The 26,857-nt window shown below is 71.6% G+C and carries 24 protein-coding genes and 2 pseudogenes; 12 read left to right on the forward strand and 14 right to left on the reverse strand.

Going from position 1 to position 26,857, the window contains the following annotated elements:
• Nucleotides 1–21: 21 nt before the first annotated feature.
• Entirely contained in the window at nt 22–1,041 is a 1,020-nt protein-coding gene (locus tag ACFWBB_RS09370; RefSeq protein ID WP_385268801.1) for a carbohydrate kinase family protein, read from the reverse strand.
• A gap of 157 nt (nt 1,042–1,198) precedes the next feature.
• Here ACFWBB_RS09370 and ACFWBB_RS09375 point away from each other — a divergent pair, with 157 nt between their 5' ends.
• The 4 genes from ACFWBB_RS09375 to ACFWBB_RS09390 all read left to right on the forward strand — a co-directional run bounded on the left by ACFWBB_RS09375 (nt 1,199) and on the right by ACFWBB_RS09390 (nt 7,953).
• Nucleotides 1,199–1,963 (forward strand): DeoR/GlpR family DNA-binding transcription regulator, encoded by a 765-nt coding sequence (locus tag ACFWBB_RS09375; RefSeq protein WP_385268803.1) that lies wholly within the window; start codon nt 1,199–1,201, stop codon nt 1,961–1,963.
• Complete coding sequence (locus tag ACFWBB_RS09380; protein ID WP_385268805.1) at nt 1,960–3,297, forward strand: 6-phospho-beta-glucosidase; 1,338 nt, start codon at nt 1,960–1,962, stop codon at nt 3,295–3,297. The genes ACFWBB_RS09375 and ACFWBB_RS09380 overlap by 4 nt, the downstream gene beginning before the upstream one ends.
• A 111-nt stretch (nt 3,298–3,408) precedes the next feature.
• Nucleotides 3,409–6,480: an alpha-mannosidase gene (locus tag ACFWBB_RS09385; RefSeq protein ID WP_385268807.1), complete on the forward strand. Its 3,072-nt coding sequence runs from the start codon at nt 3,409–3,411 to the stop codon at nt 6,478–6,480.
• 222 nt (nt 6,481–6,702) lie between these two features.
• Nucleotides 6,703–7,953, forward strand: coding sequence for an alpha-L-fucosidase (locus ACFWBB_RS09390; RefSeq protein ID WP_385268809.1), 1,251 nt, complete (start codon nt 6,703–6,705; stop codon nt 7,951–7,953).
• 325 nt (nt 7,954–8,278) lie between these two features.
• Here ACFWBB_RS09390 and ACFWBB_RS09395 read toward each other — a convergent pair whose 3' ends face one another.
• Both ACFWBB_RS09395 and ACFWBB_RS09400 read right to left on the reverse strand, forming a co-directional pair.
• The gene (locus tag ACFWBB_RS09395) at nt 8,279–9,970 is read right to left on the reverse strand and encodes a carbohydrate binding domain-containing protein (protein WP_385268811.1); all 1,692 of its coding nucleotides are present in this window, start codon (nt 9,968–9,970) and stop codon (nt 8,279–8,281) included.
• Nucleotides 9,971–10,116: 146 nt separating this feature from the next.
• Nucleotides 10,117–11,268, reverse strand: coding sequence for an ATP-grasp domain-containing protein (locus ACFWBB_RS09400; protein ID WP_385268813.1), 1,152 nt, complete (start codon nt 11,266–11,268; stop codon nt 10,117–10,119).
• A 351-nt stretch (nt 11,269–11,619) separates the two neighbouring features.
• Here ACFWBB_RS09400 and ACFWBB_RS09405 point away from each other — a divergent pair, with 351 nt between their 5' ends.
• Entirely contained in the window at nt 11,620–12,480 is an 861-nt protein-coding gene (locus ACFWBB_RS09405; RefSeq protein ID WP_385268815.1) for a metallophosphoesterase family protein, read from the forward strand.
• Complete coding sequence (locus ACFWBB_RS09410; protein ID WP_385268817.1) at nt 12,477–13,172, forward strand: 4'-phosphopantetheinyl transferase; 696 nt, start codon at nt 12,477–12,479, stop codon at nt 13,170–13,172. The genes ACFWBB_RS09405 and ACFWBB_RS09410 overlap by 4 nt, the downstream gene beginning before the upstream one ends.
• Nucleotides 13,173–13,189: 17 nt before the next feature.
• Here the strand turns inward: ACFWBB_RS09410 and ACFWBB_RS09415 are convergent, their stop codons facing one another.
• Nucleotides 13,190–13,450: a hypothetical protein gene (locus tag ACFWBB_RS09415; RefSeq protein ID WP_385268819.1), complete on the reverse strand. Its 261-nt coding sequence runs from the start codon at nt 13,448–13,450 to the stop codon at nt 13,190–13,192.
• Nucleotides 13,451–13,690: 240 nt separating this feature from the next.
• On the opposite strand from ACFWBB_RS09415, the gene ACFWBB_RS09420 reads away from it, so the two are divergent.
• Entirely contained in the window at nt 13,691–14,722 is a 1,032-nt protein-coding gene (locus tag ACFWBB_RS09420; RefSeq protein WP_385268821.1) for an alpha/beta fold hydrolase, read from the forward strand.
• A 49-nt stretch (nt 14,723–14,771) separates the two neighbouring features.
• Here the strand turns inward: ACFWBB_RS09420 and ACFWBB_RS09425 are convergent, their stop codons facing one another.
• Both ACFWBB_RS09425 and ACFWBB_RS09430 read right to left on the reverse strand, forming a co-directional pair.
• A complete protein-coding gene (locus tag ACFWBB_RS09425; protein ID WP_385268867.1) occupies nt 14,772–15,302 on the reverse strand; it encodes a toxin-antitoxin system, toxin component in 531 nt (176 codons plus the stop codon).
• Nucleotides 15,303–15,334: 32 nt separating this feature from the next.
• The gene (locus ACFWBB_RS09430; protein ID WP_385268823.1) at nt 15,335–15,988 is read right to left on the reverse strand and encodes a helix-turn-helix domain-containing protein; all 654 of its coding nucleotides are present in this window, start codon (nt 15,986–15,988) and stop codon (nt 15,335–15,337) included.
• Nucleotides 15,989–16,230: 242 nt separating this feature from the next.
• On the opposite strand from ACFWBB_RS09430, the gene ACFWBB_RS09435 reads away from it, so the two are divergent.
• Nucleotides 16,231–16,899, forward strand: a complete 669-nt coding sequence (locus tag ACFWBB_RS09435) for a hypothetical protein (RefSeq protein ID WP_385268825.1) — start codon at nt 16,231–16,233, stop codon at nt 16,897–16,899.
• 66 nt (nt 16,900–16,965) lie between these two features.
• A pseudogene (locus ACFWBB_RS09440) lies at nt 16,966–17,271 on the forward strand (hypothetical protein); the annotation flags it as partial.
• Here ACFWBB_RS09440 and ACFWBB_RS09445 read toward each other — a convergent pair.
• The 8 genes from ACFWBB_RS09445 to ACFWBB_RS09480 form a co-directional block, all read right to left on the reverse strand.
• On the reverse strand, nt 17,240–18,061 hold the full coding sequence (locus ACFWBB_RS09445) for an ABC transporter ATP-binding protein (protein WP_385268827.1): 822 nt from the start codon (nt 18,059–18,061) through the stop codon (nt 17,240–17,242). The pseudogene ACFWBB_RS09440 and the gene ACFWBB_RS09445 overlap by 32 nt on opposite strands.
• Before the next feature lie 20 nt (nt 18,062–18,081).
• On the reverse strand, nt 18,082–18,900 hold the full coding sequence (locus ACFWBB_RS09450) for an ABC transporter permease (protein WP_385268829.1): 819 nt from the start codon (nt 18,898–18,900) through the stop codon (nt 18,082–18,084).
• Entirely contained in the window at nt 18,897–19,670 is a 774-nt protein-coding gene (locus tag ACFWBB_RS09455) for an ABC transporter permease (protein ID WP_385268831.1), read from the reverse strand. The genes ACFWBB_RS09450 and ACFWBB_RS09455 overlap by 4 nt, the downstream gene beginning before the upstream one ends.
• Complete coding sequence (locus ACFWBB_RS09460) at nt 19,667–20,638, reverse strand: ABC transporter substrate-binding protein (protein WP_385268833.1); 972 nt, start codon at nt 20,636–20,638, stop codon at nt 19,667–19,669. Before ACFWBB_RS09460 ends, ACFWBB_RS09455 begins: the two co-directional genes overlap by 4 nt.
• 230 nt (nt 20,639–20,868) lie before the next feature.
• The gene (locus ACFWBB_RS09465) at nt 20,869–21,804 is read right to left on the reverse strand and encodes a PDR/VanB family oxidoreductase (protein ID WP_385268835.1); all 936 of its coding nucleotides are present in this window, start codon (nt 21,802–21,804) and stop codon (nt 20,869–20,871) included.
• A complete protein-coding gene (locus ACFWBB_RS09470; RefSeq protein WP_385268837.1) occupies nt 21,801–21,974 on the reverse strand; it encodes a hypothetical protein in 174 nt (57 codons plus the stop codon). The genes ACFWBB_RS09465 and ACFWBB_RS09470 overlap by 4 nt, the downstream gene beginning before the upstream one ends.
• A complete protein-coding gene (locus ACFWBB_RS09475; protein WP_385268839.1) occupies nt 21,971–23,038 on the reverse strand; it encodes a Rieske 2Fe-2S domain-containing protein in 1,068 nt (355 codons plus the stop codon). The genes ACFWBB_RS09470 and ACFWBB_RS09475 overlap by 4 nt, the downstream gene beginning before the upstream one ends.
• A 134-nt stretch (nt 23,039–23,172) precedes the next feature.
• Nucleotides 23,173–23,421, reverse strand: a complete 249-nt coding sequence (locus ACFWBB_RS09480) for a response regulator transcription factor (RefSeq protein WP_385268841.1) — start codon at nt 23,419–23,421, stop codon at nt 23,173–23,175.
• 500 nt (nt 23,422–23,921) lie between these two features.
• Here ACFWBB_RS09480 and ACFWBB_RS09485 point away from each other — a divergent pair, with 500 nt between their 5' ends.
• The 3 genes and pseudogenes from ACFWBB_RS09485 to ACFWBB_RS09495 form a co-directional block, all read left to right on the forward strand.
• Nucleotides 23,922–24,377 carry a YbaB/EbfC family nucleoid-associated protein gene (locus tag ACFWBB_RS09485; RefSeq protein ID WP_385268843.1) on the forward strand — a complete coding sequence of 152 codons (456 nt, stop codon included), beginning with the start codon at nt 23,922–23,924 and terminating at the stop codon, nt 24,375–24,377.
• Between the two features lie 70 nt (nt 24,378–24,447).
• Nucleotides 24,448–24,819, forward strand: a complete 372-nt coding sequence (locus ACFWBB_RS09490; protein WP_385268845.1) for a hypothetical protein — start codon at nt 24,448–24,450, stop codon at nt 24,817–24,819.
• Nucleotides 24,816–26,857 (forward strand): annotated as a pseudogene (locus ACFWBB_RS09495) (hypothetical protein); the annotation flags it as partial. The gene ACFWBB_RS09490 and the pseudogene ACFWBB_RS09495, both read left to right, overlap by 4 nt.

Below are 26,857 nucleotides of genomic sequence, written 5' to 3' on the forward strand. Positions count from 1 at the left end.
GTCTTCGTGGCCCGGACGCGGTCAGGGCCGGGGGGCGGGCGGGGTGACCGGGGCGTGGCGCACGGGCGGCCCCACGTCCGCCGGGACGCGGTCGGCGAGGAAGCCGTACGCCCTCTTGAGGTCGGGGTCGCGCAGCGCGCGCCACCAGCGGTCGACGCCGTACCAGCCGGGGGCCGCCAGTGCCCCGCCGTGGTGGCGCACCGAGAGCCCGGCGGCGAGGACGGCGAACCGCAGCCGCTCCACGAGCGGCCAGCCGCCGAGCGAGGCGGCGACGAAGCTCGCGCCGAACACGTCACCGGCGCCCGTCGCGTCCAGGACATCGATGTCAAGGGCGGGCACCTCCGCGTACTCGCCGGTCGCCTGGTCGACCGCGACCGCGCCGTCGGCGCCCCGCGTGACCACGGCCACCGGCACCAGCTCGGCGAGCGCGCCGAGCGCGGCGACCGCGCTGTCGGTGCGGGTGTACGCCATCGCCTCGGTCTCGTTGGGCAGGAAGGCGTGGCACAGGGCGAGCTGGTCGAGCAGGTCGGGGGACCACTGCCGGGTGGGGTCCCAGCCGACGTCGGCGTAGATCTGCGTGCCGTTCGCGGCCGCCTTGGCGAGCCAGGCGCGCGGCTCGGCCTCGAGGTGCACGAGCGCCGTGAGCGCCTCGGGCGGGTCGCCCATCAGCACGTCCTGCGAGTACGGCGGCTCCTGGCCGTGGGTGACGAGGGCGCGGTCGTCCCCGTGCGCGAGGGCGACGGTCACCGGCGTGTGCCAGCCGGCCGCCACGCGGGACGGACCGAGGTCGACGCCCTCCTGGCCGGCCAGGATCTCGTGGCAGTGGGCGCCGTAGAAATCGTCGCCGAAGACCGTGGCGAGCGAGGTCCTGAGGCCGAAGCGGGACGCGGCCACCGCGAGGTTGGCGATGCCGCCGGGGCCGCAGCCCATGCCGGCCGTCCAGATCTCCTCGCCCGGCGTCGGCGGCCCGCCGAGCCCCGTGAGGACGAGGTCGTAGAAGAGCAGCCCGGTGAGCAGCACCTCGGGCCGGTCGTCGTCCACGCACATCCTCCTCGTCGGGGAGCCCGTCCCATGCGGGAGAGCTCGTCAAATCTCTTCAATTCGGTGACCGGAATCGTGCGCCCCTCGGCGACATTGGTCAATACCTCAGCAGAAGTGGGCATAGATTTGATTGAAGATGACGAGTAGTGTTCACGCCGTGCTGGCAGAACGACGACATCAACTCATCCTGCGGGCCCTGCGCTCCGGTGGCCCCGCGGCCGTGACCGATCTCTCCGAGCAGCTGGGTGTGAGCCCTGCCACGATCAGGCGTGACCTGGTGAAACTCGAGGAGGACGGCCTGCTCACCCGGGTACACGGCGGCGCCGTCGCGGAGGAGGGCGACCAGCCCTTCGCCGAGGTCGCCGAGGTGCGCGTGGGGGAGAAGGACGCCATAGCCGCGCACGCCGCGGCCATGGTCGCCGACGGTCAGTCGGTCCTCCTCGACATCGGCACCACCGCCTACCGCCTGGCCCGGCAGCTGCACGGCCGGCGGCTGACGGTCATCACCAGCAACCTCGTGGTCTACGAGGAGCTCGCCGACGACGAGGGCATCGAGCTGGTGCTGCTCGGCGGCATGGTGCGCCGCGAGTACCGCTCCCTGGTCGGCTTCCTCACCGAGGACAACCTGCGCCAGCTGCACGCAGACTGGGTCTTCCTCGGCACCAGTGGAGTGCGTCCGGGCGGGCAGGTGATGGACACGACGGTCGTCGAGGTGCCGGTGAAACGGGCCATGATCAAGGCCGGTGACAAGGTCGTCCTGCTCGCCGACTCGGCGAAGTTCCCGGGTACGGGCATGGCGAAGGTCTGCGGTCCCGAGGACCTGGACGTGGTGGTGACGGACACGCCGGTCGATCCGGCGACCCGGTCCTCCTTCGAGGAGGCGGGCGTCGAGGTGGTCGTGGCAGGAAAGGTGCGAGAGTGAAACTGACGATTCTGGGCGGCGGCGGGTTCCGGGTGCCGCTCGTGTACGGGGCGCTCCTGACGGACCGCGCCGAGGGCCGGGTCACGGAAGTCGTTCTGCACGATCTTGACGACAGCCGGCTGTACGCGGTCGCCCGTGTACTGAACGAGCAGGCGGCCGTCGTCCCCGACGCCCCCCGGGTGACCGCCACCACCGACCTCGACGAGGCCCTGCGCGGCGCCGACTTCATCTTCTCCGCGATCCGCGTCGGCGGCCTCGAAGGCCGCGCGAACGACGAGCGGGTGGCCCTGGCCGAGGGTGTCCTCGGCCAGGAGACGGTCGGCGCCGGAGGCATCGCCTACGGTCTGCGGACGGTCCCCGTCGCCGTCGACATCGCCCGGCGGGTGGCCCGCCTGGCCCCCGACGCCTGGGTCATCAACTTCACCAACCCGGCGGGACTGGTCACCGAGGCCATGTCCCGCCACCTCGGCGACCGGGTGATCGGCATCTGCGACTCGCCGGTCGGGCTCGGCCGCCGTATCGCCCGCGTGCTCGGCGCGGACCCGAAGGAGGCGTGGATCGACTACGTCGGTCTCAACCACCTCGGCTGGGTGCGCGGTCTGCGGGTCGCCGGCCGTGACGAACTTCCGAGGCTGCTCGCCGACCCCGGCCTGCTCGGCTCCTTCGAGGAGGGCAAGCTGTTCGGCGTCGACTGGCTCCAGTCCCTCGGCGCGATCCCCAACGAGTATCTGCACTACTACTACTTCAACCGGGAAGCCGTACGGGCCTACCAGCAGGTCGAGAAGACCCGCGGCGCCTTCCTGGCCGACCAGCAGGCCCGCTTCTACGAGGAGATGAAGCGCCCCGACGCCGCGGCCCTGACCGCCTGGGACCGCACCCGCGCCGAACGCGAGGCCACCTACATGGCCGAGAACCGGGAGACGGCCGGCGCCGGCGAACGCGACGCCGACGACCTCTCCGGCGGCTACGAGAAGGTGGCCCTCGCCCTGATGAGGGCCATCGCCGGGGACGAGCGCACGACCCTGATCCTCAACGTCCGCAACCAGGGCACCCTCTCGGTGCTGGACGCCGACGCCGTCATCGAGGTGCCCTGCCTGGTCGACGCCAACGGCGCGCATCCGGTGTCCGTGGCCCCGCTGCCCGAGCACGCCACCGGACTGGTCTGCGCGGTGAAGGGCGTGGAGCGCGAGGTGCTGGCCGCCGCCGAGTCCGGCTCCCGCACCACGGCCGTGAAGGCGTTCGCGCTGCATCCGCTGGTCGACTCGGTGAACGTGGCCCGCAAGCTGGTCGAGGGCTACACCGACGTCCATCCCGGGCTGGCGTACCTTAAGTGAGCACCGGAGGGAAAGCGCTTTCTCCACCTGTTTTCCCGCCGTTCCCTCCGGTGCGCCCAGCCACCGGCCCCGGCCGCCCCCGCCCTCGTGGTCCCTCTCTGGAGACAGCTCATGCATGACGAACGCCGCCGCATCGAGGAGCGCGTCGAGCGCGCCCACAACCAGCGCATCAAGCCCGCGATCTACGCCGCCGCCGTACCCTTCGACGTCGAGTCCTGGCAGGCGCCGGGGGAGCCCGTCCCCTTCACGGAGGCCGCGGCCGCCGCCTACGAGCCCTTCGCGATGGACACCCCGTGGGGCCCGCCCTGGGGCACAACCTGGTTCCGGATGCGCGGACAGGTGCCCGCCGAGTGGGCCGGCAAGCGCGTCGAGGCCGTCATCGACCTCGGCTTCGTGGGCGACTGGCCCGGCAACCAGGCCGAGGCCCTCGTCCACCTCACCGACGGGACGCCGCTGAAGGCGGTCAACCCGCTCAACCAGTACGTGCCGATCGGTAACCCGGCGACCGGCGGGGAGAGCATCGACTACCTGGTCGAGGCGGCCTCCAACCCGGACATCCTGGCGAACGACTTCGCGGGCCCGACCCTGCTGGGCGACGTACTGACGGCGGGCGACCGCCCCCTGTACACATTCCGCCGGGCCGACATCGCCGTCCTCGACGAGGAGGTCTGGCACCTCGACCTCGACCTCCAGGTGCTGCGCGAACTCATGGTCCACCTCGGCGAGCACGAGCCGCGCCGCCACGAGATCATGCACGCCCTCGACCGCGCCATGGACGCCCTGGACCTCGACGACGTCTCCGGCAGCGCCGCGGCCGTCCGTGCGGTCCTCGCGCCCGTGCTGGCCAGCCCCGCCCACGCCAGCGCCCACACCATCTCCGGCGTCGGTCACGCGCACATCGACTCCGCCTGGCTGTGGCCGATCCGCGAGACGAAGCGCAAGACCTCCCGCACCTTCTCCAACGTCACCTCGCTCGCCGAGGAGTACGACGACTTCATCTTCGCCTGCTCGCAGGCCCAGCAGTACGAGTGGGTGCGCGACAACTACCCGCAGGTGTGGGCGCGCATCCAGGAGTCGGTGAAGAACGGACAGTGGGCGCCGGTCGGCGGCATGTGGGTCGAGTCCGACGGCAACCTGCCCGGCGGCGAGGCGATCGCCCGCCAACTGGTGCACGGCAAGCGGTTCTTCATCGAGCACTTCGGCATCGAGACCAAGGGTGTCTGGCTGCCGGACTCCTTCGGCTACAACGCCGCCTACCCGCAGCTCGCCAAGCTCGCCGGCAACGAGTGGTTCCTCACCCAGAAGATCTCCTGGAACCAGACGAACAAGTTCCCCCACCACACCTTCTGGTGGGAGGGCATCGACGGCACCCGCATCTTCACGCACTTCCCGCCCGTCGACACCTACAACGCGCGGTTCAGCGGCGAGGAGATGGACCGCGCCGTGCGCAACTACTCGGAGAAGGGCGGCGGTTCACGTTCCCTGGCCCCCTTCGGCTGGGGCGACGGCGGTGGCGGCCCCACCCGCGAGATCATGGAACGGGCGCGCCGGCTGGCCGACCTGGAAGGCTCGCCGAAGGTCGTCATCGAACACCCCGACACCTTCTTCGCCAAGGCCCGCGCGGAATACCCGGACGCGCCCGTCTGGGTCGGCGAGCTCTACCTGGAGCTGCACCGGGCCACCTACACCACCCAGGCGCGCACCAAGCAGGGCAACCGGCGCAGTGAACACAAGCTGCGCGAGGCCGAGTTGTGGGCGACCACGGCCGCACTGCACGCGCCGGGCTACGCCTACCCGTACGCGAAGCTCGACCGGCTCTGGAAGACGGTGCTGCTGCACCAGTTCCACGACATCCTGCCGGGCTCCTCGATCGCCTGGGTGCACCGCGAGGCGGAGGCGGAGTACGCGCGGGTCGCCGAGGAGCTGGAGGTGCTGACGGCCGAGGCGGTCGCCGCGCTGGGCGGCGGGCAACGGGGTGACTCGCCCCGGGTGTTCAACACCAGCCCGTACGGCCGCGCCGAGGTGGTCCGCACCCCCGAGGGCGCACCGGCCTACGTCGAGGTGCCCGCGAGCGGCAGCGCCCCGCTGACCGGCGCGGAGCCAGCGAACCCGGTGACGGTCTCCGGCCGGGTCCTCGACAACGGACTGGTCCGTGTACAGGTCGCGGAGGACGGCACCCTGTCCTCCGTGTTCGATCTGCGGGCGAACCGCGAGGTCCTCGCCGACCCGGGCAACCTGCTGCGCCTGCACACCGACCTTCCCAACTACTGGGACGCCTGGGACATCGACAAGCACTACCAGAACCGGTACACCGACCTGCTGGACCCGGACGCCGTGACGGTCGTCGAGGAGGACCCGCTCGTCGGCGCGATCCGGGTCACCCGCTCCTTCGGCAAGGGCTCGACGATCACCCAGACCATCACCCTGCGCGCCGGCAGCCCCCGCGTCGACTTCGAGACCGACATCGACTGGCACGAGGCGGAGAAGATCCTCAAGGCGGCCTTCCCGGTGGACATCCGGGCCCCGCACTCCTCCGCCGAGATCCAGTTCGGTCACATCCAGCGCCCCACCCACACCAACACCAGCTGGGAGGCGGCCCGGTTCGAGGTCTCCGGCCACCGCTGGGTGCACATCGGCGAGCCCGGCTACGGCGTCGCGGTCATCAACGACTCCACCTACGGCCACGACGTCTCCCGCACGGTCCGCGAGGACGGCGGCACGACCACCACCGTCCGCCTCAGCCTGGTCCGCGCCCCGCGCGTCCCGGACCCCGAGGCAGACCAGGGCCGGCACCGCTTCACCTACGCGCTGCTCCCCGGCGCGAGCATCGAGGACGCGGTCGCCGAGGGCTACTCCCTCAACCTCCCGCTGCGCGTCACCGACGCGGCGGACACCGCACCCGGCCCCGTCGTCTCGGTGCACGGCGAGGGCATCACCGTCGAGGCGGTGAAGCTCGCCGACGACGAGTCCGGCGATGTCGTCGTCCGGCTCTACGAGTCCCGCGGTGGCCGGGCCACCGGCACCCTGCGCACGGGCTTCCCGCTCGCGCGCGCACAGGTCACCGACCTGCTGGAACGGCCGCTCGAGCCCGTGGTCGTCGGCGAGGACGGCGGGGTCGCCGTCGTACTGCGGCCCTTCCAGATCCTGACGCTCCGTCTGGAGCGCGCCGTCACAGGCCGTTAGCTCCGGGCATCTCGGGGCGGGCGCGCTCCCGGAGCCCGTCCGCCCCGCGCGAGGTGCCGCGACCGGCGGTGGATCGTCGGGGACGCGCCGGTGGGCCAGGGGGTCGGCCCGGGCGGCCGGGCAGTTCCGGCGCCGTCGGCACCGGTCCCCTCGGGGCGGGCGCGCCGGCGAAGCCCGTCCGCCCCACCCCTGAAGTTCCCTGTCCCGCCGAGGAGTTCAGTCGTGCCCATGCAACCCTGGTTCACCGACGCCAAGTTGGGGATCTTCGTCCACTGGGGGATCTACGCCGTCGACGGCGTCCAGGAATCCTGGTCGTTCTACGACGACGTCGTGCCCCACGACCGGTACATGTCCCAGCTCGACCGCTTCACCGGCGCCCACTACGATCCGCGGGCCTGGGCCGACCTGTTCGCCCGCGCCGGCGCCAGGTATGCCGTCCTCACCAGCCGCCACCACGACGGCGTCGCCCTGTGGGACACGGCGTACGGGGGCCTCCACCTGGGCCGCGACTACCTCACCGGCTACGCCGACGCCCTCCGGGAGAAGGGCCTCAAGGTCGGTCTGTACTACTCGCACTCCGACTGGAACCACCCGGACTACGCCACCACCCGCAAGCCTGGCCGCCCGCCGGAGATGGAGGACAACCGCTACTCCGAGTGTTCGGCGAAGGACGAGGACCTGGTCGCCTGGGAGCGGTTCATCGCCTACCGGGACGGCCAGATCGCCGAGTTGGCCTCCCGGTACCGGCCCGACCTGATGTGGTTCGACGGCGAGTGGGACCGCAGCGAGGAGCAGTGGCGCATCAAGGAACTCGCCGCGCTGATCCGCTCCCACTCACCGGACGTCGTCTTCAACGCCCGCATGCTCAGCGAGGGCGACTACGCCACCCCCGAACAGGGCGCCCCCATCGAACCTCCGGAGGGCCCCTGGGAGTTGTGCCTCACCATCAACGACTCGTGGGGCTACCGGCACCACGACCACAACCACAAGTCGCTCACCCAGCTGGTCCGCTACTTCACCGAGACCATCGGCGGCGGTGGCAACCTGTTGCTCGACGTCGGTCCGATGGAGGACGGCACCGTCCCGCAGCCGCAGGTCGAGCGTCTGGAGGGCCTGGGGGAGTGGATCCGCAAGCACGAGGCGGCCGTCTACGGGACGGTGCGCGGACTCCCGGCCGGGCACCACTACGGTCCCAGCACCCTCTCCGCCGACCGCCGCACCCTCTACCTCACCCTGTTCGACGTCCCGCGTTCCGGGATCGGTGTCCGGGGCCTGGTCACGCCGGTCCGCGGGGTCACGGTGCTCGGCACCGGCACGGAACTCGCCCACCGTGTCGTGGGCGGCCTGCACGAGGCGGTCGGCGTGCTGTGGATCGACCCGCCTGCCGGGTCCGACCTCGATCCGCACGCCACGGTCCTCGCGGTGGAACTGGACGGCGAACTGGAGGTGTACCGGGGCTCGGGGCGCTTCTGAGGGGCCCTGACCGGCCGAGATCGCGTGAGCCGGGGGCCGCCGAGCCGGCCGTGCGACCGGCGGGGCACAGCGTTTCGGGCCGGCCGGCCGCTCCCCGTGACAGCGGCCGACCGACCCGATCCCCCATTGCGCCGGGAATCCCCCGTCGATTCCCGGTCTTCCCCCGTTGATCCCTGTGCTTCCCCCTGGGCCCCGGTGCTTCCCCTGTCGCTCCCCCGTGGGGCCCGTCACTCTTTAGAGCGGTCTCCCCGGTTCCTGATACACCCTCCGTCGAAAAAGTCCCCCGGACCGGGGCCCGGGGGACTTCCGTCGACGTCCGCGATGCTCAGCCGGTGAAGCCGGCCGTGATCGAGGTGAACTGCCAGGTGTTCTGGCTGATGCCGGAGCAGTTGCTGACCACGCCGCCGCCCGGGCACGGCCGGTCGCGGTTGACGGCCCAGTAGGCGAGCCGGGCGATGTGGTGGGAGTTGGCCCAGTCCCGGATCGACGTCCAGATCGCCGGGGTGGTGTTCTCCTGCTGGTCGGACAGACCGTTCATACCGGAGATGCCGATGTGGGCGTAGGCGGTGGCGTCGTCCCAGCCGAAGGTGGACTTCAGCTTGTTCCTCAGCCCCTCCGTGGCGTTCACGGTGTTGCCGTACATGTCCGAACCGCCGCCGAAGTCGAACGGCATGACGGTGAAGACGTCGATGTCCGCGCCGAGCGACTTGGCCTGCTCGATCAGACGGTTGCCGTAGTAGGTCGGCCCGGTGGTGGACGTCCCGAAGGTCACGATGGTCTTCAGGCCGGGGTTGTTGGCCTTCACGGTCTTCAGAGCGGTGAGGATCCGTGCCTGTACGGCCTCGTTCTCGAACTCGTCCGTGTTCTCGATGTCCATGTCGATCGCCTTGAGGGAGTAGGCGTCGATCACCTTCTGGATCGCGGCCGAGAGCGCGCTCGCCGAGGAGCAGTTGGCGCCGAGCTTGCTGCCCTGCCAGCCGCCGAACGAGGGCACGATGTCACCGCCCGCCGAGCGGACCTGGTTGATGACGCTCTGGTCGACCCCGCCGGTCAGCGGCCGGTTGCCGTCCCACATCGGGTTGCAGCCGCCGCCGTCCAGCATGAACGCCATCGTGAACCACTTGATGCCGGTCGAGCTCATCACGGTGGACACGCTCGGCGGATCGCCCCAGCCCTCGAACAGATAGGGCGCGGCCTGCTTGAACCCGGTCCCGCCGCCGCTGCCCGCGCTGGTCGTGACGCTCACGGAGCTGGAGGCCGCGGAGGTGTTCCCGGCGGCGTCGCGTGCCTTCACGGTGAAGGTGTACCCGGTGCTCGCGGACAGCCCGCTGACCGTGGCGGCCGTACCGGAGACGGTGAGCACCTTCGCGGCCCCGCTGTAGACGTCGTAGGCCGTGACGCCGACGTTGTCGGTCGCGGCGTTCCAGGACAGCGACACGCTGGAGGACGTCCTGCCGGTCGAGGTCAGCCCGCCGGGTGCGGTCGGCGCCTGGGTGTCCGAGCCGCCGCCCCCGCCGCCCGGTCCGTCGAGGCTGACGTCGTCGGCGTAGTAGGTGCCCTGGGCGTACCAGCCGTGGACGTAGATCGTGGCGCTGGTCTGCGAGGCCCCGGTGGTGAAGGACACCGAGAGCCGGCTGTACGCCGACGGTGACGACGTCCAGGTGGACGCGCCGCCGTCGACGCCGAGATAGACGTAGGAGCCGCGCACCCAGCCGGTCAGCGCGTAGGTGGTGTTCGGCTGGACGGAGACGGTCTGGCTGCACTTGGCGTTGTCGCTCGAACTCACCGCCCCCGCCAGAGCCTTGGAGCCGCTGTGGGTGGGCGAGGAGACGACGGAGCCGAGGTTGCCCGTACAGGACCAGGGCGAGAGGGCGCCCGACTCGAGTCCGGGGTTGGTGAGGATGTTGGCCGCCTGGGCGGTGCCCGGCAGGGCCACGGCCCCGGCGAGGGCGAGTCCGGCGGTGCCGAGCAGGGCGAGGAGGCGACGCCAGGGGCGCCGGAGGGGTCTGGTGCGCACGCGATCTCCCTGAAGGAATGGGGGCGTTCGGGAGTGCAGGGGAGTGCAAGGGGGTGCGCAACAAAGTTGGTATGGACCAATCCGCCTGTCAAGGTGAGAGACGGAATTGGTCCATACCGGTGAGTGAGATGTCTGCTCCGGGCTCCCTAGAGCGGCAGCGCCTGCGCGGCGCCCGCCGTGGTCACCTCGACGGAGTCGGCGGGCGCGGGCATGGCCGGCAGCAACGGCTCGGCGGTCTCCTCCACCCGCTGGTGCGGCAGCGTGACCGCCCGGAGCGGACGCGGCCCCGAGACCACCGAGTAGTCCTGCCCCAGGAACGGCGGCACGATCTCACCCGGGTCCTCGCCGAGCGCCAACTGCACTGCGGCCCAAGGGGCGTTGACACCGCACAGCGACAGCTGGTGCAGACCGCCGGCCGGCCGGGTGTTGACGTCCATCAGGACCGGCCGGTCGCCGAACATCCGGAACTGGATGTTGGACAGGTAGTGCAGCCCGAAGCCCTCGGCGATGAGCCGTGCGGGCTCCAGCCACTGCTCGTGCAGGGTGAAGCCCCGGCGGCGGCCGTTCTTCGTCCGCCCGATGGCCATCCGAAGCCTGTTGTCCGGTCCCGTCAGGCAGTCCACGGACACCTCCGGCTGCTCGAGGCGCGGCATGACCAGCCAGTCGACCTGCTCTTCGCCCTGGTCCGCGGCCTGCCTCAGCGCCTCCACCACCATGTCCAGCTGGACGTACGGGCTCGGGAAACCGCTGAGATGCGTCAGCGAGAAGGGTGCGCGGGTGATCATCCGGAAGCCCACCCCGCCCGCGCCGGACGCGGGCTTGAAGCAAGCCCGGTGCCCGGCCTCCTCCAACTCCTCCACGGCTGCCACGAGTTCGTCGGCCGTCCGGACCCGGTACCACGGCGGCACGGGCACGCCGACCGCCTGTACGGCCTCGTAGGCGATCACCTTGTCGTGGAAGACGGCGACGGCCTCCGGCGGCGGCGCCAGCAGTGCGGTGCCGACCGCGTCGAAGTCGGCGCGGTGCGCCACGACGGCCGCCTGGTGCAGCCGGGGCACGAACACGTCGATGCTCCGGCGCTTGCACTGCGCGAGGGCGTACTCGACGTACGCGGCCGGGGAGAGGCCCTCCGGCTCCAGCTCCGCGGTGTCGGCGGCGGCCAGTACGGGGGAGTCGGCGTCACCGTGCGTGGCGTGGATCTCGACGGCGCGGTCGCTGGGATTTCGTCGCAGCTGATCCGTGAAGAACACGTTCTCCGCGTACGTGCGGTTGAGCCAGACGCGTACGCGAGAGACCATGCAGGCCGCCTTTCACGGTTTGCGGGCAGGGCAAAGCAGGCCCGGCCCGGGCAGGGGGATTGGGGGTCACCAAAACCGCCCTGCGTGAAGGGACGTCCATGGCGGTGGTGTTGGGGCGATCATACGGCTTCCCGGGGGTGCAACGTGCAACGCGCGTGTTACGGATTTGCCGATCTTGTTCACGTGAGGCACGTGTTCGGGTAGAGGCGTGCTCCGGCGCAGGTGGAGCCGGTGTCCGGGTACGGCGGGGGACCGGATCCGACCTTGTACCGCACGCGTGAGTGTGTTCTCGTGGTGGCACTGGTGTAGTCGTGAGGATGCGGAGCGTGGGCTCGTGAGCGGGGGCGCAAGGTGACGTCGACGGAGGGTGGCGCCGGACGACTGCTGGCCATCAGCGATCTGCACATCGGCTACCCGGAGAACCGCGCCCTGGTCGAGGCCATGGCCCCGGAGTCGGACGAGGACTGGCTGCTGGTCGCCGGCGACGTCTCGGAGAACGTGGCCGACATCCGCTGGGCGCTGAAGACCCTCGCCGGCCGTTTCCGCAGGGTCGTCTGGGCCCCGGGCAACCACGAGCTGTGGACCCATCCCACGGACTCGGTCACCCTGCGCGGGGTCGCCCGCTACGAGCACCTCGTCGAGGTCTGCCGCGACCTGGGTGTCACGACACCCGAGGACCCCTACCCGGTGTGGGACGGCCCCGGCGGGCCGGTGGCCGTCGCGCCGCTGTTCCTGCTGTACGACTACTCGTTCCTCCCGGCCGGCTGCGCCACCAAGGAGGAGGGGCTGGCCTACGCGCAGGGCACCGGCATCGTCTGCAATGACGAGTACCTGCTGCACCCCGACCCGTATCCGACCCGTGAGGCCTGGTGCCGGGCCCGCGTCGCCGAGACCGAACGGCGGCTCGCCGAGATCCCCGACGACCTGCCGATCGTCCCCGTCAACCACTATCCCCTGCACCGGCACCCGATGGACGTGCTGTGGCATCCCGAGTTCGCCATGTGGTGCGGCACCGGGCTGACGGCGGACTGGCACCGCAGGTTCCGGATCGAGACCATGGTCTACGGCCACCTCCACATCCCGCGGACCACCTGGCACGAGGGCGTCCGCTTCGAGGAGGTGTCGGTGGGCTATCCCCGCGAGTGGCGCAAGCGCGCGCAGCCGCCGGGCCGGCTGCGCCGCATCCTGCCCAGGGAGGCCGGGACCGAGTGATCGACGACCTGTTGCCGGAGTCGGTGGTGGCGGTGGAGGCCTTCGGCGAGGAGGGCGTCCGCGAGTTCGGGGGAGCCCCGCTGTACCCGCAGGAAGAGGTGCTGGTGGCGCGGGCGGTCGCCAAGCGCCGCCGCGAATTCACGGTCGTACGTGCCTGCGCCAGGCGCGCCATGGAGAAGCTCGGTGTGCCCGCGCAGCCCGTGCTGCCCGGCGAGCGCGGGGCCCCGCAGTGGCCGGACGGCCTCACGGGCAGCATGACCCACTGTGCGGGCTACTGCGCGGCCGCCCTGGTCCGGGCCGCCGACCTGGCCTCCCTCGGCATCGACGCCGAACCCCACGAGCCTCTTCCCGAGGGTGTCCTGTCCGCCGTCGCCCTGCCCGCGGAGGTGGAGCGGCTCCGCGGACTGTCCGCGGAACGCCCCGAGGTGCACTGGGACAGGCTGCTGTTCAGTGCCAAGGAGTCCGTCTACAAGGCGTGGTTCCCCCTCACCCGCAAGTGGCTGGACTTCAGCGAGGCGGACATCGACCTCACCCCCGCCACCGGCCCGGCCGGGGGCCCGCACGGCGCCTTCCGGGCCCGGCTGCTCGTCCCCGGACCGGTGGTCGGCGGCCACCGGCTCGGGCACTTCGACGGCCGCTGGACCGTCCGGCGGGGACTGGTGGCCACGGCGGTCACGGTGCACCACGGCTGAGGCGACCGCCCACGCGGTCACCGGCCCGGACACCAGCTGTGCAGCAGCCGGAAGAACTCCTCCTCGTTGCCCGCCAGACCGGCGTCGGCCAGGGCCTGCTCCGCCTCGGCGAGAACGGCGGGCGGAACCACCGGGGGCAGCCGGTCGTGCGGCGGACCGGGGGCCCCGGCGCCACTGGTGTCCCCCTCGTCGCCGAAGGCGGCACGCACGGTGTGCAGCAGCCGCAGGTAGGCCTGTACGGCGGTGCGCTCGCGGTCGGTCAGTACGGCAGTGGGCATCGGTCGGCTCTCCCCGTGTCGGCGTCGTGTCCCCCGCGCCCTGACGGCGCGTACGCCCCCGCACGGCGGCGCACCCCCCAGCTTGCCGCCCACCACTGACAATCCGGCCCGGCCCGGCTCCCGTTCGCCCGCTTAGCGGAGGCGAAACCTCCTGGAAATCCCCTGGCGGAAAGGGGTCCTACGCTGGTGTGAAGGGCCTCCGGCGGACCGTCGGCGGCCAGGAGAACGGGAGGTGAGCGGGTGGTCGACGCCCCGCAGCGGCGCCCGGCGCGCGCCGTCCGGCTGCGCCCGGTGGGCGGTGGTGAACCGAGGTTGCGGTACCGGGTCGTGCACGGATACCGGCGCGCCTTCCGCATGGCCGGCGAGGGCCCGGCGCTGGTCCTCATCCACGGCATCGGCGACTCCTCGTCGACCTGGGCCGAACTGATCCCCGGCCTCGCCCGCACCCACACCGTCATCGCTCCCGACCTCCTCGGCCACGGCGCGTCCGACAAGCCCCGCGCCGACTACTCGGTGGCCGCGTACGCCAACGGCCTGCGCGATCTGCTCAGCACGCTCGGCATCGAGTCGGCGACCCTGGTCGGGCACTCGCTGGGCGGGGGAGTGGCGATGCAGTTCGCCTACCAGTTCCCCGAGCGCACCGAACGGCTGATCCTCGTCAGCGCGGGCGGTGTCGGCCGGGAGGTCAACCCCGCCCTGCGGCTGGTCTCGCTGCCGGGCGCCCATCTGGCGCTGTCCGCCCTCCGGTTGCCGGGCGCGCGGTTCCAGGTCGGCCTCGCCGTCGGCCTGATGAGACTGCTGGACACCGATCTCGGCCAGGACGCCCCGGACCTGCTCCACCTCGTCGACGCCCTGCCGGACGAGACCGCGCGCAACGCCTTCATCCGCACCCTGCGCGCGGTGGTCGACTGGCGGGGCCAGGTCGTGACCATGCTGGACCGCTGCTACCTGACGGCCGGTATGCCGACGATGCTGCTGTGGGGCGACCGGGACAGCGTGGTGCCCGTGCGGCACGCGTACGGCGCCCACGAGGCGATGCCCGGCAGCCGGCTGGAGATCTTCGAGGGGGCCGGCCACTTCCCGTTCCACAGCGACCCCGCCCGGTTCCGCCACCTCGTCGAGGAGTTCACCCGCACCACGGCCCCGGCCGACTGGAGCCGCGACCACTGGCGCCGGCTGCTGCGCGAGGGCCGGCCCGCAGCGGGGACGACGGGCCTGCCGGACGGCGCGGAACGGGACCTGCGCGGGGCGAGCGAGCGCAGCGCGACCTGACCGCCGCACGACCGCACGGGGCGCCCCTGGAAACGGCCGCCGGCCGGGCCTAGTTCTGGGGCCCCAGATAGCCCAGTGACGCCTCGATCCGGCCTGCCAGATGGTCCCGTTGCCCCCGCTCTCGGGGCGACGAACCCGGCAGCCAGATACGGCACTTGCTGGCCAGCAGCAGCCCGAAGCTCTCGGCCTCCCTCTCGTCGGCCAGGTCGAAACGGGTGCGCGCGGCGACGCTGCGCACCGTCGCCTGCAGATCCGCCCCTTCGTTGAGTAGACGGGCCGCGACCGCGGCGCCCTCGACGTGCTCGCCGCAGTGGCCCGCCTTCATGTGCCACAGCTCATGGCCCAGGATCACCAACTGGTGGTCGGGCGCGGTGCGTTCCTCGATGACGACGAGGTCCTGGTCGGCCATGTCGAGCCACAGTCCACTGGCCGTGTCGGTCGGGAAGCAGGCCATGCGGAAGTGCACGGGGCGGCCGCGTCGTCTGCTCATCCCGTCGCACAGGGCGGTGTACAGGTCGACCGGCACGGCGGGGGCCGGGAGGGTCAGTTCCGCGACCAACTCGCCGCTGAGGCGGCGCATTTCCCTGGCGATGCTCACGCTTCTCCCCCGGATCACGACTCGGGCCGCTTCACGCTCTCCAGGAGCATGTCCAGCCACTCGGCGACCTTGTCGCGGTGCTGGTCGGTGGGCAGCTGGGCGGCCCGCCACGCGATCCCGCGTACGCCGTGGTCCTGCAGCAGCCGCTCCAGCGGGTCCTCGGCGGCCGCGGCCGCCTCCCGCGCGGCGAGCTTCTGCAGCAGCTCCTGCTCGGTGTGCTGCAGGGCGCCCGCGAGCGCTTCCGGGTCCTCGGCCGTGAGGAAGCCGGCGTGGACGCGGAAGAAACGCTGGAGGGCGTCGCAGTGCTCCATCGTGGGACGCCGGTCGCCGTTGATGAGGGCGCCCGCCTGCTGGCGCGACATGCCGGCGCCGTCGGCGATCTCCTGCTGGGTGTACTTGCGGCCGTTCGGTTTGAGCCGCGTACGGCGCAACAGGTCCAGGCGCTGCAGGAAGCGGGCCTGCACATCGGGCTCACCGGCGGGCCGGCCGCTCAGCAGGGCCCTGACCACCGCCTCCGGGACACCGGAGGCGACGGACAGCCGGCCGGTGCCGAAGACCTCCGCGTGCGGCACGCCGAGCCGGTCGGCGAGCGCGGCGACACGGGCGACGACGGCCGACAGCAGCAGCGTCGCCACGGTGCCCGGAACCTCGATGCCATCCTCCGCCACCGACAGGTCTCCTAGGTCTCTCACGTCCCTCTCACAGACACACGATCACCAGAACAGACGGTCGCCGTGACTGCGTGGAGAGTAGCCGGTCTTTCGAACTCACATCCAGGTCTCGCCACAACTGTGGCCAATTTCAGCCGTCAACAAGCGCCGAATGCCACGATAGTTGACACCGCTCGCGTCGGGGCAGCAGGATCGAGGCGCCGCGTGAAGGCCGCAGAGGCAAGAGGGGTGACCTCCCGATGGCGTATCAGGCAGGAGGGCAGCGGTCCGTACCGCGGCCCGTCCCCGAGAGTCTCGAAGCCCAGGCGTACCTGCAGGACTACGCCACCTACCTGGAGGCCGTCCCCTTCCCGTCCGTCGTCCTCGACCACCGCTGGGACGTCGTTCTCTCCAACGCCGCTTTCGCGTCACTTTTCCGGGACGTGGGCCCGCATCCGACGGCCCTGCCGGGTGACAACTTCCTCCGGTTCGTCCTCTTCCACCCCGACGCCCCCTCGGTTCTCGGGGACCACGAGGCCGGCTGGTGTCTGCCGATGCTCGCCCGCTTCGCCGCGGCCATGGAGCGTCAGGGTCACGACCACGGGCTGCAGGCGATCCGCCGTGACATCGCCCAGGATCCGATCATGGAGGCCGCCTACCGGCACGGGCTGCCGCACTGGATCCGCGCGGTCGGCGAGGGCGCCGTCGAGCACGACGGGGCGGTCCGCCCCCTTCTGCATCCCGACCCGCGCTGGGGCGCCACGGAGTGCCGCATCGTCGGCGACACCCCCAGGACCTTGCAGGACATGGGGTACACCCGACTGACCATGGTGCTCCGCGCCACCCGCCCGGCCTCCGCCCCCCGCAGAACACGCACCGCGCGCCGCACCGCGAGCCACCTCAGCGTGGTCCCGGCCCCCGAGGTCTGACCGGGCACCGTCGGCGTTCAGGTCGCCGACGGCGCCCTGGTCGGCGCACGTCGGCCCCGCGTCCCGATCGCCTGCGGCACCCGGCGCGTCCGGGCCGCCGCCCTGCTGTCGCCGGCGCTGCCCGGCGCGGCCTACGTCCACCAGGGCGAGGAACTCGGCCTGCCCGAGGGCGACATCCCGGTCGACCGCATCGAGGACCCGGCGACGGTGGTCGCCGCACGGGGCTACCGCTTCGACCCGGCGAGCGGCAACACCGTCACCGTCGCCCTTCCGGCCACCGCGGACCTGCGTTGGCCGCGGCTGAACGTCACCGCCAACACCGGTTGGCCGGCCGGGCAATTCAGTGAGGCGGAGGCGTACCCGACTTCGTGACGCGGTCCACGGGGACCCCGCGCTTCGCCGTCTGGATCTGCTCGTACACCTGGGTCCGCAGTTCGGCGAAGCGCGGGGCCACGCGCGTGTGCAACTGGTCGCGCTCCGGCGGAAGATCGACCTTCAGCTGCTCCTGGACGACCGTGGGGGAGGCGGACAGGACGATGACCCGCTCGCCGAGATAGACGGCCTCGTCGATGTCGTGCGTGACGAACAGGATGGTGATTCCCCGCTCCCGCCAGAGCCCTCGGACGAGGTCCTCCAGATCGGCGCGGGTCTGCGCGTCCACCGCCGCGAACGGCTCGTCCATCAGCAGGACCCCGGGCTCGTAGGCGAGCGCCCGGGCGATCGCCACCCGCTGCTGCATCCCGCCCGACAACTGCCACGGATACGCCGTGAACGCGTCCGCCAGGCCGACCGACCGAAGGGCGTCCGTGACCAGCTCCCGCCGCCGCGCCTTCGACAACGCCTTCTGCTTGAGCGGCAGTTCGACGTTCTCGCCGACCCGCATCCACGGAAAGAGACTGCGCCCGTACTCCTGGAAGACGAACGCCATGTCCGGCGGCGGCCCGGTCACCCGCCGCCCCTCCAGGAGCACCTCACCGGAGGTCGGCGCGAGCAGCCCGCCCAGGCACTTCAGCAGGGTGGTCTTGCCGCAGCCCGACGGCCCCACCAGACAGACGAGTTCACCCGCCTCGACGGTGAAGGTCAGGTCGCGCACCGCCTCGACCCGGCGCCCGGACCCCTCGTAGACCTTCCGCAGGCCGGATACGGCGAGACGCGGGTGCATGGAACGCCCTTTCGCGAGGGTCACGGGGACCGCCGGGTGGATGCGCGCAGACCGTGGTACCAGCCGAGCATCCGGCGCTCGACCACCTGGAACAGCAGCGACAGGACGAAGCCCAGCAGACCGAGCACCAGGATGCCGGTCCACATGTCCGCCACGGCGAAGCCGCGTTGGAACTGCACGATGGTGAACCCGAGTCCGTTGCTCGCGGCGAACATCTCGCTGATGACCATCAGGATGATGCCGATCGAGAGCGCCTGACGCAGCCCCGCGAAGATCTGCGGGCTCGCCGACGGCAGCACCACGCGGCGCAACCGGGCGACCCCCGTGATGCCGTACGACCGCGCGGCCTCCGCCACCACCGGGTCCACCGCCCGTACGCCCTCGACGGTGTTGAGCAGCACCGGCCATACGCAGCCGCTCGCGATGACGACGACCTTCATGGTGTCGCCGATGCCCGCGAACAGCATCACGACGGGCACCAGGACGGGCGGCGGCACCGCCCGCAGGAACTCCAGGACCGGCTCGCACACCGCCCGCACCCGCCGGTAGGAGCCGATGACCGAGCCCAGCGCGACCCCGACGACGGTCGCCGTCGCGTAACCGCCGAGGAGCCTCAACAGGCTCGGCCGGACGTCGGCGCGCAGTCGCTCGGCCGTCCACACGTCGGGGAAGGCCTTCAGGATCGTACGCAGCGGCGGCCAGTACACGTCCGTACTCCCGTCGGACGCCACCCACCACGCGCCGACCAGCACGGCCGGCAGGGCGAGCGTGAACAGCAGCCGCAGCAGGACGCGCCGCCAGACGCTCGGCCTCGCCCGGGCCGGGGATGCCCCGCTCACACCGCCACCTCCCCGCGCACCGACTGGTGCCAGGCCAGCGCACGCCGCTCCACCGACCGGGCGCCCACGTTGATCAGCAGCCCCAGCACCCCGGTGACCACGATCAGGGCGTACATCTCGGGCACCGCCTGCGAGGTTTGCGCCACGGCGATTCGCGCCCCCAACCCCGGTGCCCCGATGACCAGTTCGGCGGTGATGACGAGGATCAGCGCGACGGCCGCCGCGAGCCGCACGCCGGTCATGACGTACGGCAGCGCGGTCGGCCAGAGCACATGCCGGATCCGCGCCCAGGTGCCCAGCCCGTAGGAGCGGGCGGTCTCCTCGGCGACCGGGTCCACGTCCTGGACGCCGTACAGGACCTGGATCAGGATCTGCCAGAAGGAGGCGTAGACGACCAGCAGCAGGACCGAGCGCAGTTCGGTGCCGTACAGCAGCACGGCGAGGGGGATCAGGGCCACCGACGGGATCGGGCGCAGGAACTCGATCGTCGAGGCCGTCGCCTCGCGGAGGTGGGGGACGACCGAGATGATCACGCCGGCCACGATCCCGGCGCCCACCGCGATCGCCAGGCCCAGGGCCCAGCCGGTGAGGGTGTCACCGAGCGCAGTCCAGAAGGCGGGATCGGCGAGCTCGTCGGCCAGCGCGCCTGCGATCCGGCTCGTCGGAGGGAAATAGGCCTCCTTGGCCAGTCCGAGCCGCGGCACCGCCTCGCCCAGGGCGAGGAAGGCCGCGAGCCCGGCCGCACCGAGTGCGAGGTTCGCGCCCTTCACGGCAGCAGCTTGTCCAGGTCCGGGGCCGACTTGAAGAGCTTGTCGCGCTCGCCCAGCTTCTCCAGCGCCTCGATCGACGAACGGTTCGCCTCGGCGGGCCACTTGGGCAGCGTCACCTGTGCCAGCACCGATGCCGGGATCTTGGTGTAGGTGGTGACGATCTGGCGGACCTCGTCCGGATGCGCGTCTGCGTAGGCGAGGGACTCCGCGGTGGCCTCCTGGAACTTCTTCACCACCTCCGGGTTCTTCTGCGCGTACTGGGTGGAGGTGAAGTACATGGCGACGGTGAGGTTCGGTGCCACGTCCACCAGCGGCGAGGCGATCTCCACACCGCCCTGGCTCCTGATGGTCGCCAGCGCCGGTTCGACGACCATCGCCGCGTCGATCTGCCCGCTGTCCAGGGCGGCGGGCATCTGGTCGAAGGCCAGCTCGACGAACTTCACCCCGTCCGGGTCACCGCCCGCCTTGCGCACCGACTCACGCACCGCGGTCTCGTTGATGTTCTTCAGGGTGTTGATGGCGACCTTCTTGCCCTCCAGGTCCTTCGCGGACCTGAGCGGGCTGCCCTTCTTCACCGTGATCGCCCCGAAGTCCCTGCCCTGTAAGCCCGTTGAGGCGATGCCGTTCGAAACGGCATGCACGGGAACGTTGTTGGACTGCGCGACCATCAGGGACGTCATGTTGCTGAAGCCGAACTGGAACTGCCCGCTGACCACTCCGGGCACGATCGCCGCGCCGCCCTGCGCGGTGGTGATCGACAGCTTCAGGCCGCGCTTGTCGTAGAAGCCCTGTTTCACACCCAGGTAGACGGGCGCCACGTCGACGATGGGAATGAGGCCGAGTTTGACGGTCGTGGTGCCCGAGGACGACGAACTCCCGGCAGTGGTGCCGGAGTCACCGGACGAGCCACAGGCCGCCGTGGCGAGCAGGAAGGTGCCGGCCGCGAGACCGGCGAGCAGACGACGCAAGGCTCCTCCTGTGCAGACAACGGTGTTCCGACAGGCTGTGCGCACACCGCACAGTAGTGCTCTGTGGGCGTGCAGGGAACGTAGAGCCCGCCGTCCGACGGGGTCAATGGGTTTGGCTGACGAAATTGTTGACAGTCGGGCGGGTGTGGCATGTCCACCGCGGCCGGGGGTGATGGAGGGGGGAGGGCGGCGAGGGGGAGGGCCGGCGGGGGGCGGGGCGCCCCCCTCAATCACAGGTCCAGGACGAGCTTCCTTCCCCTGCACCGGGACACGCAGATCATCATCGTCTCCCCGGCCTCCCGCTCCTGCGGACCGAGGACGGAGTCCCGGTGCTCCGGCGTACCCTCGATGACGTCGGTCTCGCAGGTGCCGCAGGTGCCCTCCGTGCAGGAGTAGAGCACCTCGACGCCCGCCGCGCGCACGGTGTCCAACACGGAGACACCCGCCGCGACGGTCAGCGTCCGGCCGCTCCGGGCGAGCTCGACCTCGAACTCGGCGTCCGCGCCGACCGGTTGCTCCTTCGCCTGGAACCGCTCGACCCGGAGCGCGCCGAGCGGACAGCGCTCCTCCACGGCGTCCAGCAGCGGACCGGGACCACAGCAGTAGACGAGGGTGCCCTCGGGCAGAGCGTCGAGCACGGAACCGAGGTCGAGCAGACCGGTCTCGTCCTGCGGGGCGACGGTCACCCGGTCGCCGTAGCGCGCCAACTCCCCTGTGAAGGCCATGGAGTCACGGCTGCGGCCGCCGTAGAGAAGGCTCCACTCGGCGCCCGCCGCCTCGGCCGCCGCCAGCATCGGCAGAATGGGGGTGATGCCGATGCCGCCCGCGACGAAGCGGTAGCGGGGGGCCGGACGCAGCGCGAAATGGTTGCGCGGCCCGCGCACCCGCACCTTGTCACCCGCCCTCAACTGCTCGTGCACATGGGCGGATCCGCCCCGCCCGGACGGCTCGCGCAGCACCGCGATCCGCCAGGCGGAACGGTCGCCCGGATCGCCGCACAGCGAGTACTGCCGCTCCAGCTCCGGGCCGAGGACGAGGTCCACATGGGCGCCCGGCTCCCAGGCCGGGAGCGGCTCGCCCAACGGGTGGCGCAGGGTGAGGGCGAGCACCCCGTCGGCTGCGAACTCGCGGCTTGACACGATGAGTTCGGCTTCGTGCACGCTCATGAGTCGGTTCCTCGCGGCCGGTGTCCTTCGGGGTGGCCGAGCATCCACTCCCACATCTCGATCGGGTCCTGCGCGGTGTGCTCTGCGCCGCAGTGACAGGTGCCGTGCAGCACGTCGGTGCCCGGCAGCCAGTCGATGCGGTAGATCTCGCCGGTGGGACCGGTGCTCACAGGACCTTCTCCGCGGGCTTGTCGCCCTCCTCCACCAGCCGGGCGAGGATGCGGCGGGCGGCCAGGCCGCCGGTGTCTATGTTGATGCTCAGCTCCTGGTAGCCGGTGCGCTCCGAACCGAGCGTGCGCTGAAGGAGGTTGAGCGCGTCGACGTCCTGCATGACCACCGTGTGGTTGTTGCCCCGCAGGAACTCGGTGACCTCCTCGTCGTCCGTCGCCCAGTCCCGCGAGACCATCCAGAAGTCGTACACCTTGCCGTCGGCGGAGGGCGTGATCGCGTACGTGATCTCGGTGTGGAAGCCGTTCGGGTCGCTGCCGTCCGCCTCGGGCAGGAGACCCACCGGCGCGATACGGCTGTGCAGCAGATACAGACAGGGCGCGTGGTACTCGATGTCCTGCCAGCGGGTGATCCGGCCCTCGATGCCGGTCGAGCGGGCGTAGAACGGCGGGCACTCGGCGTCGTCCATGTGCCGGCTCACCCGGACGATCCCCGCGCCCTCGTCGACCTCCGTGGTGATCGGCGTCTCGGCGACCTCGGGGGTGCCGATATATCCGCCGTGCAGATACGTCTCGTGGGAGAGGTCGAGGAGGTTGTCGACCAGCAGCCCGTAGTCCGCGTCGATGGGCTCCATGCCGCGGACGGTCGTCCAGCCGGGGGAGTCGAGGTGCCGGGCGCGCGGGATGGTCTGCGGGTCGGCGAGTGCCGGGTCGCCGATCCACACCCACACCAGGGAGTCCTGCTCCACGACCGGGTAGGCGGTGACCCGGGCGGTGCGCGGGATGCGTTTCTGCCCCGGCACGTACACGCAGGCGCCGGTCGTGTCGTACGTGAACCCGTGGTAGCCGCAGACGATGCGGTCGCCGTCCAGCCGGCTCTCCGACAACGGGAAACGCCGGTGCACACAGCGGTCGTGCAGCGCGACGGGCGTCCCGTCCTCTTCGGTCCGGTAGAAGACGAGCGGCTCCCCGAGAACCGTCCGGCCGAGCAGTTCCTCGCGCCCGACCTCGGCGCTGTAGGCGGCGACGTACCACTGGTTCCTGGCGAATGCGGTGGTGTGCGGCATCGTTGCGGCTCCCGTCGTTGGGTGATGGCGACATCGTCCGGAAGGGCGTCACGGGGACGCAACACTGCTTCCGCCTCACGGAAGCCCAACCGATCCGCGTCGGCACACCGGGCAGGACATGCCGGTGTGCCGGGTCAGATCAGGCCGGAGCGTATGGCGTGGGCCACCGCGTGCGCGCGGTTGCGCAGATCCAGACGCTTCATCAGACCGGACAGGATGTACTTGATGGTGCGCTCGGAGTACGAGAGCTGCTCCGCGATCTCCGACAGCTCCTTGCCCTCCGCGAGCAGCCGCAGCACATCCACCTCACGTGGTGTGACACCCGACGCCGTCAGGCCGTGCGGGGTGAGGACTTCGCGGTGGGTCCACTGGACCTGCTCCATGAGCACGCCCTGCAGGGCCGGCGGAAAGCTGCCCCGCGAGCGTCCCAACGCCTGCGGTCTGCCGCTCTCTGACGTGGTGCAGAGGGCTCCCCGCGATCTCGGCGAAGTTCAGATGGGCCCGCAGCACCCGCAGGGCGGTCCGTCCCCGCTTCCCGCGCCAGGGCGTGGTCTCGATGCGGTCGCGCACCGCGGCGAGAACTTCGTACCGCGTTCGCCACCAAGCCCGAACTGGCCGCGTGGGAGGGGCGGGTGCCGGGCGGACGTGGGCGTCGAGGGGGCTGTCCGGTTCGCGGGCGCTCCGGGCCGGCGGTGTTGGCCGCCGGCCCGGTGGCGTCTGTTCGGACAGGCTTGGCGTTCACCCGGGCAGGGTTGCGGACCTGGTGTTCTCCTCCGGAGTCCCGGTCGGGTCCACTGGCGGAGCGCGGTGGCGTGTGCCGCCACGCCCCCGGACGGACCGCCCGCTTCGGGGGAGACCGCCCGGCCGGGAGAGGAGGGACCAGGTGTCCACGCCATACGACGCGGAGATCGAGGAACTGCTCGCGAGCTACCAGTCCCAGCTCGCGCAGATCGGTGAGTTGCAGCGTCGGATGAGAGAGGTGTCCGGCACCGCGACAGCCAAGGCGCAGGCGATGAAAGTCACCGTGGGCTCGCAGGGCGAGGTGACCGAGGTGGAGTTCCCCACCGGCGCCTACCGGAGGATGGCGCCCAAGGAACTGGCTGACCTGGTGATGTCCACCGTCCAGGAAGCCAGGGCCAAGGCCACCGCGGCGCTGGCCGAGGTGATGACGCCGCATCTTCCCGCCGGGCTGGACGCCACGGAACTGCTGCGGGGAACGGCGAACGTGGGTGAGCTGCTGCCGCGTGAGCCTGGCATGCCGGACGACGTGAAGGCGTACGTGGACGAGGGGCGGATCACGCATCGAGCCATGGACGGGCCGCGTATCGCGCTGAAGTGAACTCGCAGGTCAACGGTCGGCACCGGGGTCGGTGCCGGTCGACACACGCCGTTCTCGAGGAGTGAGGCAGATGGCGGAACCCAACCTGGTTGTGGACCCCGACGGCCTGAAGGGCGCCAGCGAGCCCCTGGCCAGGCTGGGGGAGCACATCACGGTGTTCTTCAAGGGCTTGAGCGTGGAGCTGAGCGCCATGGGCTCGGCCCCGTGGGGAAACGACAGAACCGGGCAGGCGTTCGCGGAGCGGTACCTGCCGCAGGCCGAGGGCATGGTCAAGGGCGGTTCGGCCGTGGGTGACCTGATGAGAGGCAGCGCACAGGGGCTCAAGGACATGGCCCGGCTTTTCGAGACCGCCGGCAACGCGGCCGAGGACGTTACGAAGAGCCTCACGTCGGAGATGGGCGGTAGCCGCGGCACCGGCGGCAGAGGCCACGGCAAGGCATGAGCGAGGTCCCCGAGGCATTGCAGTGGGCGGCGAAACTCACCGGCACGACGCTGCCGGACGCCGACCCTGACCTGCTGCGCCGGCAGGCGGCGATCTGGGGAGATGCCGCCCGGCAGGTCGAGGGCCTGCTGGGCGAGATCAACGCGGTCAACTCCAGTGTCCGGGCGAATGTCAGTGGCTCTCCCGCCGACGCGTTCAGCGACTACATGCGGCAGCTGAGCACGACGCTGCCGGCGCTGGCGAAGTCCGCCGACGACCTGCGGGAGATGACCGACAACTTTCTGCTCAATCTCCTGCACACCATCCGCCTGGTCCTGGTGATGCTGGTGTATCTCCTCGTCGAACTGGCCATGCTGGCCAACACGCTGTTCGGTTTTGCGGCGGCGCCGGCCCTGATCACCGGCGTACGCCAGGTGATCCTGACGATCCTGCGACAGCTGCTGATCTCGACGACCGTCGGCACAGCGTCGATGACTGCGCTTGAAACCCTGCTCCAGGCCATCGAGATCCTCTCGGGGGAGCGCAAGCACCTGGACGGGGACGCCATCAAGAACATGGCGATCGGCGGCGCGATCGGCGGCGCGGCCTTCCCGCTCATCTCCGGAATCGGCCGCTTGGTGCCCAAGGCGGACTCGCTCATCGGCCGTGGCGTCGTCGCCGGCCTGTCGGGCCTGGTGGGCACGGCGGCGACCGACGCCGCGACCGGCGCCGAAGGGAACCTGGGTCTGGGGTTCCTCGGCGGGTTCATGTTCGGGCTCACCCCCGGGGTTGCGGGCGGGCGGAAAGGCGAGACCACCTCGGTCGACGACGCAGTCGAGGCGGTCACGTCGCTGCCGGAGAAGGCACCGTCCTTCACGGAGCCCGGCGGGGTGAAGACCGTGGGCACGGTGGACCCCGGCACCGGCACCGGCACCGGCGCGACAGGGCAGGGTGCGGGGTCCGCTGGGGTGGGCCGGGTGCCCTCCGAGGCGTTGTCGTCCTCGCCCGAAGGTGTGGGTGCCCCCGAAGCCGGTGGCGCCGGCGGTGGCCGGACGGCGGCCGCGGTTGCGGAGTCGGGCGGTACGGCGGGAAGGGGCTCGGCGGGCGCCGCCGAGCCCGTCCCCGGCGTACCGGACGAGGCCGGGGGCGCGCGGGGCGGGGCGGCGAGCGCGGCTGGTGCTGAGGGCGGCGCGACGGCCGGGGTGTCCGCGGTGCGTGGCGGGAGCGGGGCGCAGGGCACGCGGGCACCCTCCGGGCTTCCGGGCTTCGAGGGCGGACCGTCGCCTGCGGCGGCGTCGCCGGAGGGGGTGCCGGGCCGGCCGTCCGGGGCGGCCGGTTCCGTGGATGGCGCCGGCACGATGCCCATGGCAGGGCCGGCCGGTGTTCCGGAAGGCGCGCGGACGGTGCGGCTGTCCGCCGACCCGGCAGGCGGGACCGGAACGCGTACCGGACTGCCGGACCCGGCCGCAACCGAGCAGGTGCGAGGAGCGTCCGGTGGCGGCCGGGTGCCGGCCGGCGCGGGTGCTGCGGACGGGCGTGTGCCACCGGTGGCCGGGCCTTCGGGAACGGGCGGTACCAGCGGCGCGGGCAGCGGGCTCGGGCCGGTGGGCCCGACCGGGACCGAGGCCGGACGGACGGAGCCCGCAGCCGCCGGGACGCGGGATGCGGGGACGACCCCGAACGCCGCTGCCGTGCGTGGTGCCGGGACCGCCGCGCCGTTGGTGCGTGGGACGGAGCCGGCCGGCACCGCGACGACGGCGCCGGGGCGGGTGCCGGACCAGGGCGCGGGCGCCGGTAGTGGATCGCCGACGGGCGCTTTGCCGGATCGCAGGGTGATGGCTGGTCCGGGGGATGCCAGGGGCAGCGGACTGGGCGCTGCGCCGTCGCCGGCTTCGGCAGCCGGAGGTTCGGTGGCCGCGGGACGGCCCGGTACGCCCGGTGGCATGATGCGCGGAGCCGGAACGGACCCGGCCGCGTTCGTGCCCCCGGCGCCGCCGAGGGAACCGGGCACGTCCCCGACCGGGCCGTCGGCCACGGCCACGGGAGCGGCGCATGCGCC

It is taken from the genome of Streptomyces sp. NPDC060000, from assembly GCF_042737375.1.
GTDB lineage: Bacteria > Actinomycetota > Actinomycetes > Streptomycetales > Streptomycetaceae > Streptomyces.

Coding starts and splice junctions, on each gene's coding strand:
- ACFWBB_RS09385 (WP_385268807.1), top strand. CDS start 3,409: ATGCATGACGAACGCCGCCGCATCGAGGAGCGCGTCGAGCGCGCCCAC.
- ACFWBB_RS09400 (WP_385268813.1), bottom strand. CDS start 11,268: ATGGTCTCTCGCGTACGCGTCTGGCTCAACCGCACGTACGCGGAGAAC.
- ACFWBB_RS09415 (WP_385268819.1), bottom strand. CDS start 13,450: ATGCCCACTGCCGTACTGACCGACCGCGAGCGCACCGCCGTACAGGCC.
- ACFWBB_RS09425 (WP_385268867.1), bottom strand. CDS start 15,302: ATGCGCCGCCTCAGCGGCGAGTTGGTCGCGGAACTGACCCTCCCGGCC.
- ACFWBB_RS09435 (WP_385268825.1), top strand. CDS start 16,231: ATGGCGTATCAGGCAGGAGGGCAGCGGTCCGTACCGCGGCCCGTCCCC.
- ACFWBB_RS09445 (WP_385268827.1), bottom strand. CDS start 18,061: ATGCACCCGCGTCTCGCCGTATCCGGCCTGCGGAAGGTCTACGAGGGG.
- ACFWBB_RS09465 (WP_385268835.1), bottom strand. CDS start 21,804: ATGAGCGTGCACGAAGCCGAACTCATCGTGTCAAGCCGCGAGTTCGCA.
- ACFWBB_RS09475 (WP_385268839.1), bottom strand. CDS start 23,038: ATGCCGCACACCACCGCATTCGCCAGGAACCAGTGGTACGTCGCCGCC.
- ACFWBB_RS09480 (WP_385268841.1), bottom strand. CDS start 23,421: ATGGAGCAGGTCCAGTGGACCCACCGCGAAGTCCTCACCCCGCACGGC.
- ACFWBB_RS09490 (WP_385268845.1), top strand. CDS start 24,448: ATGGCGGAACCCAACCTGGTTGTGGACCCCGACGGCCTGAAGGGCGCC.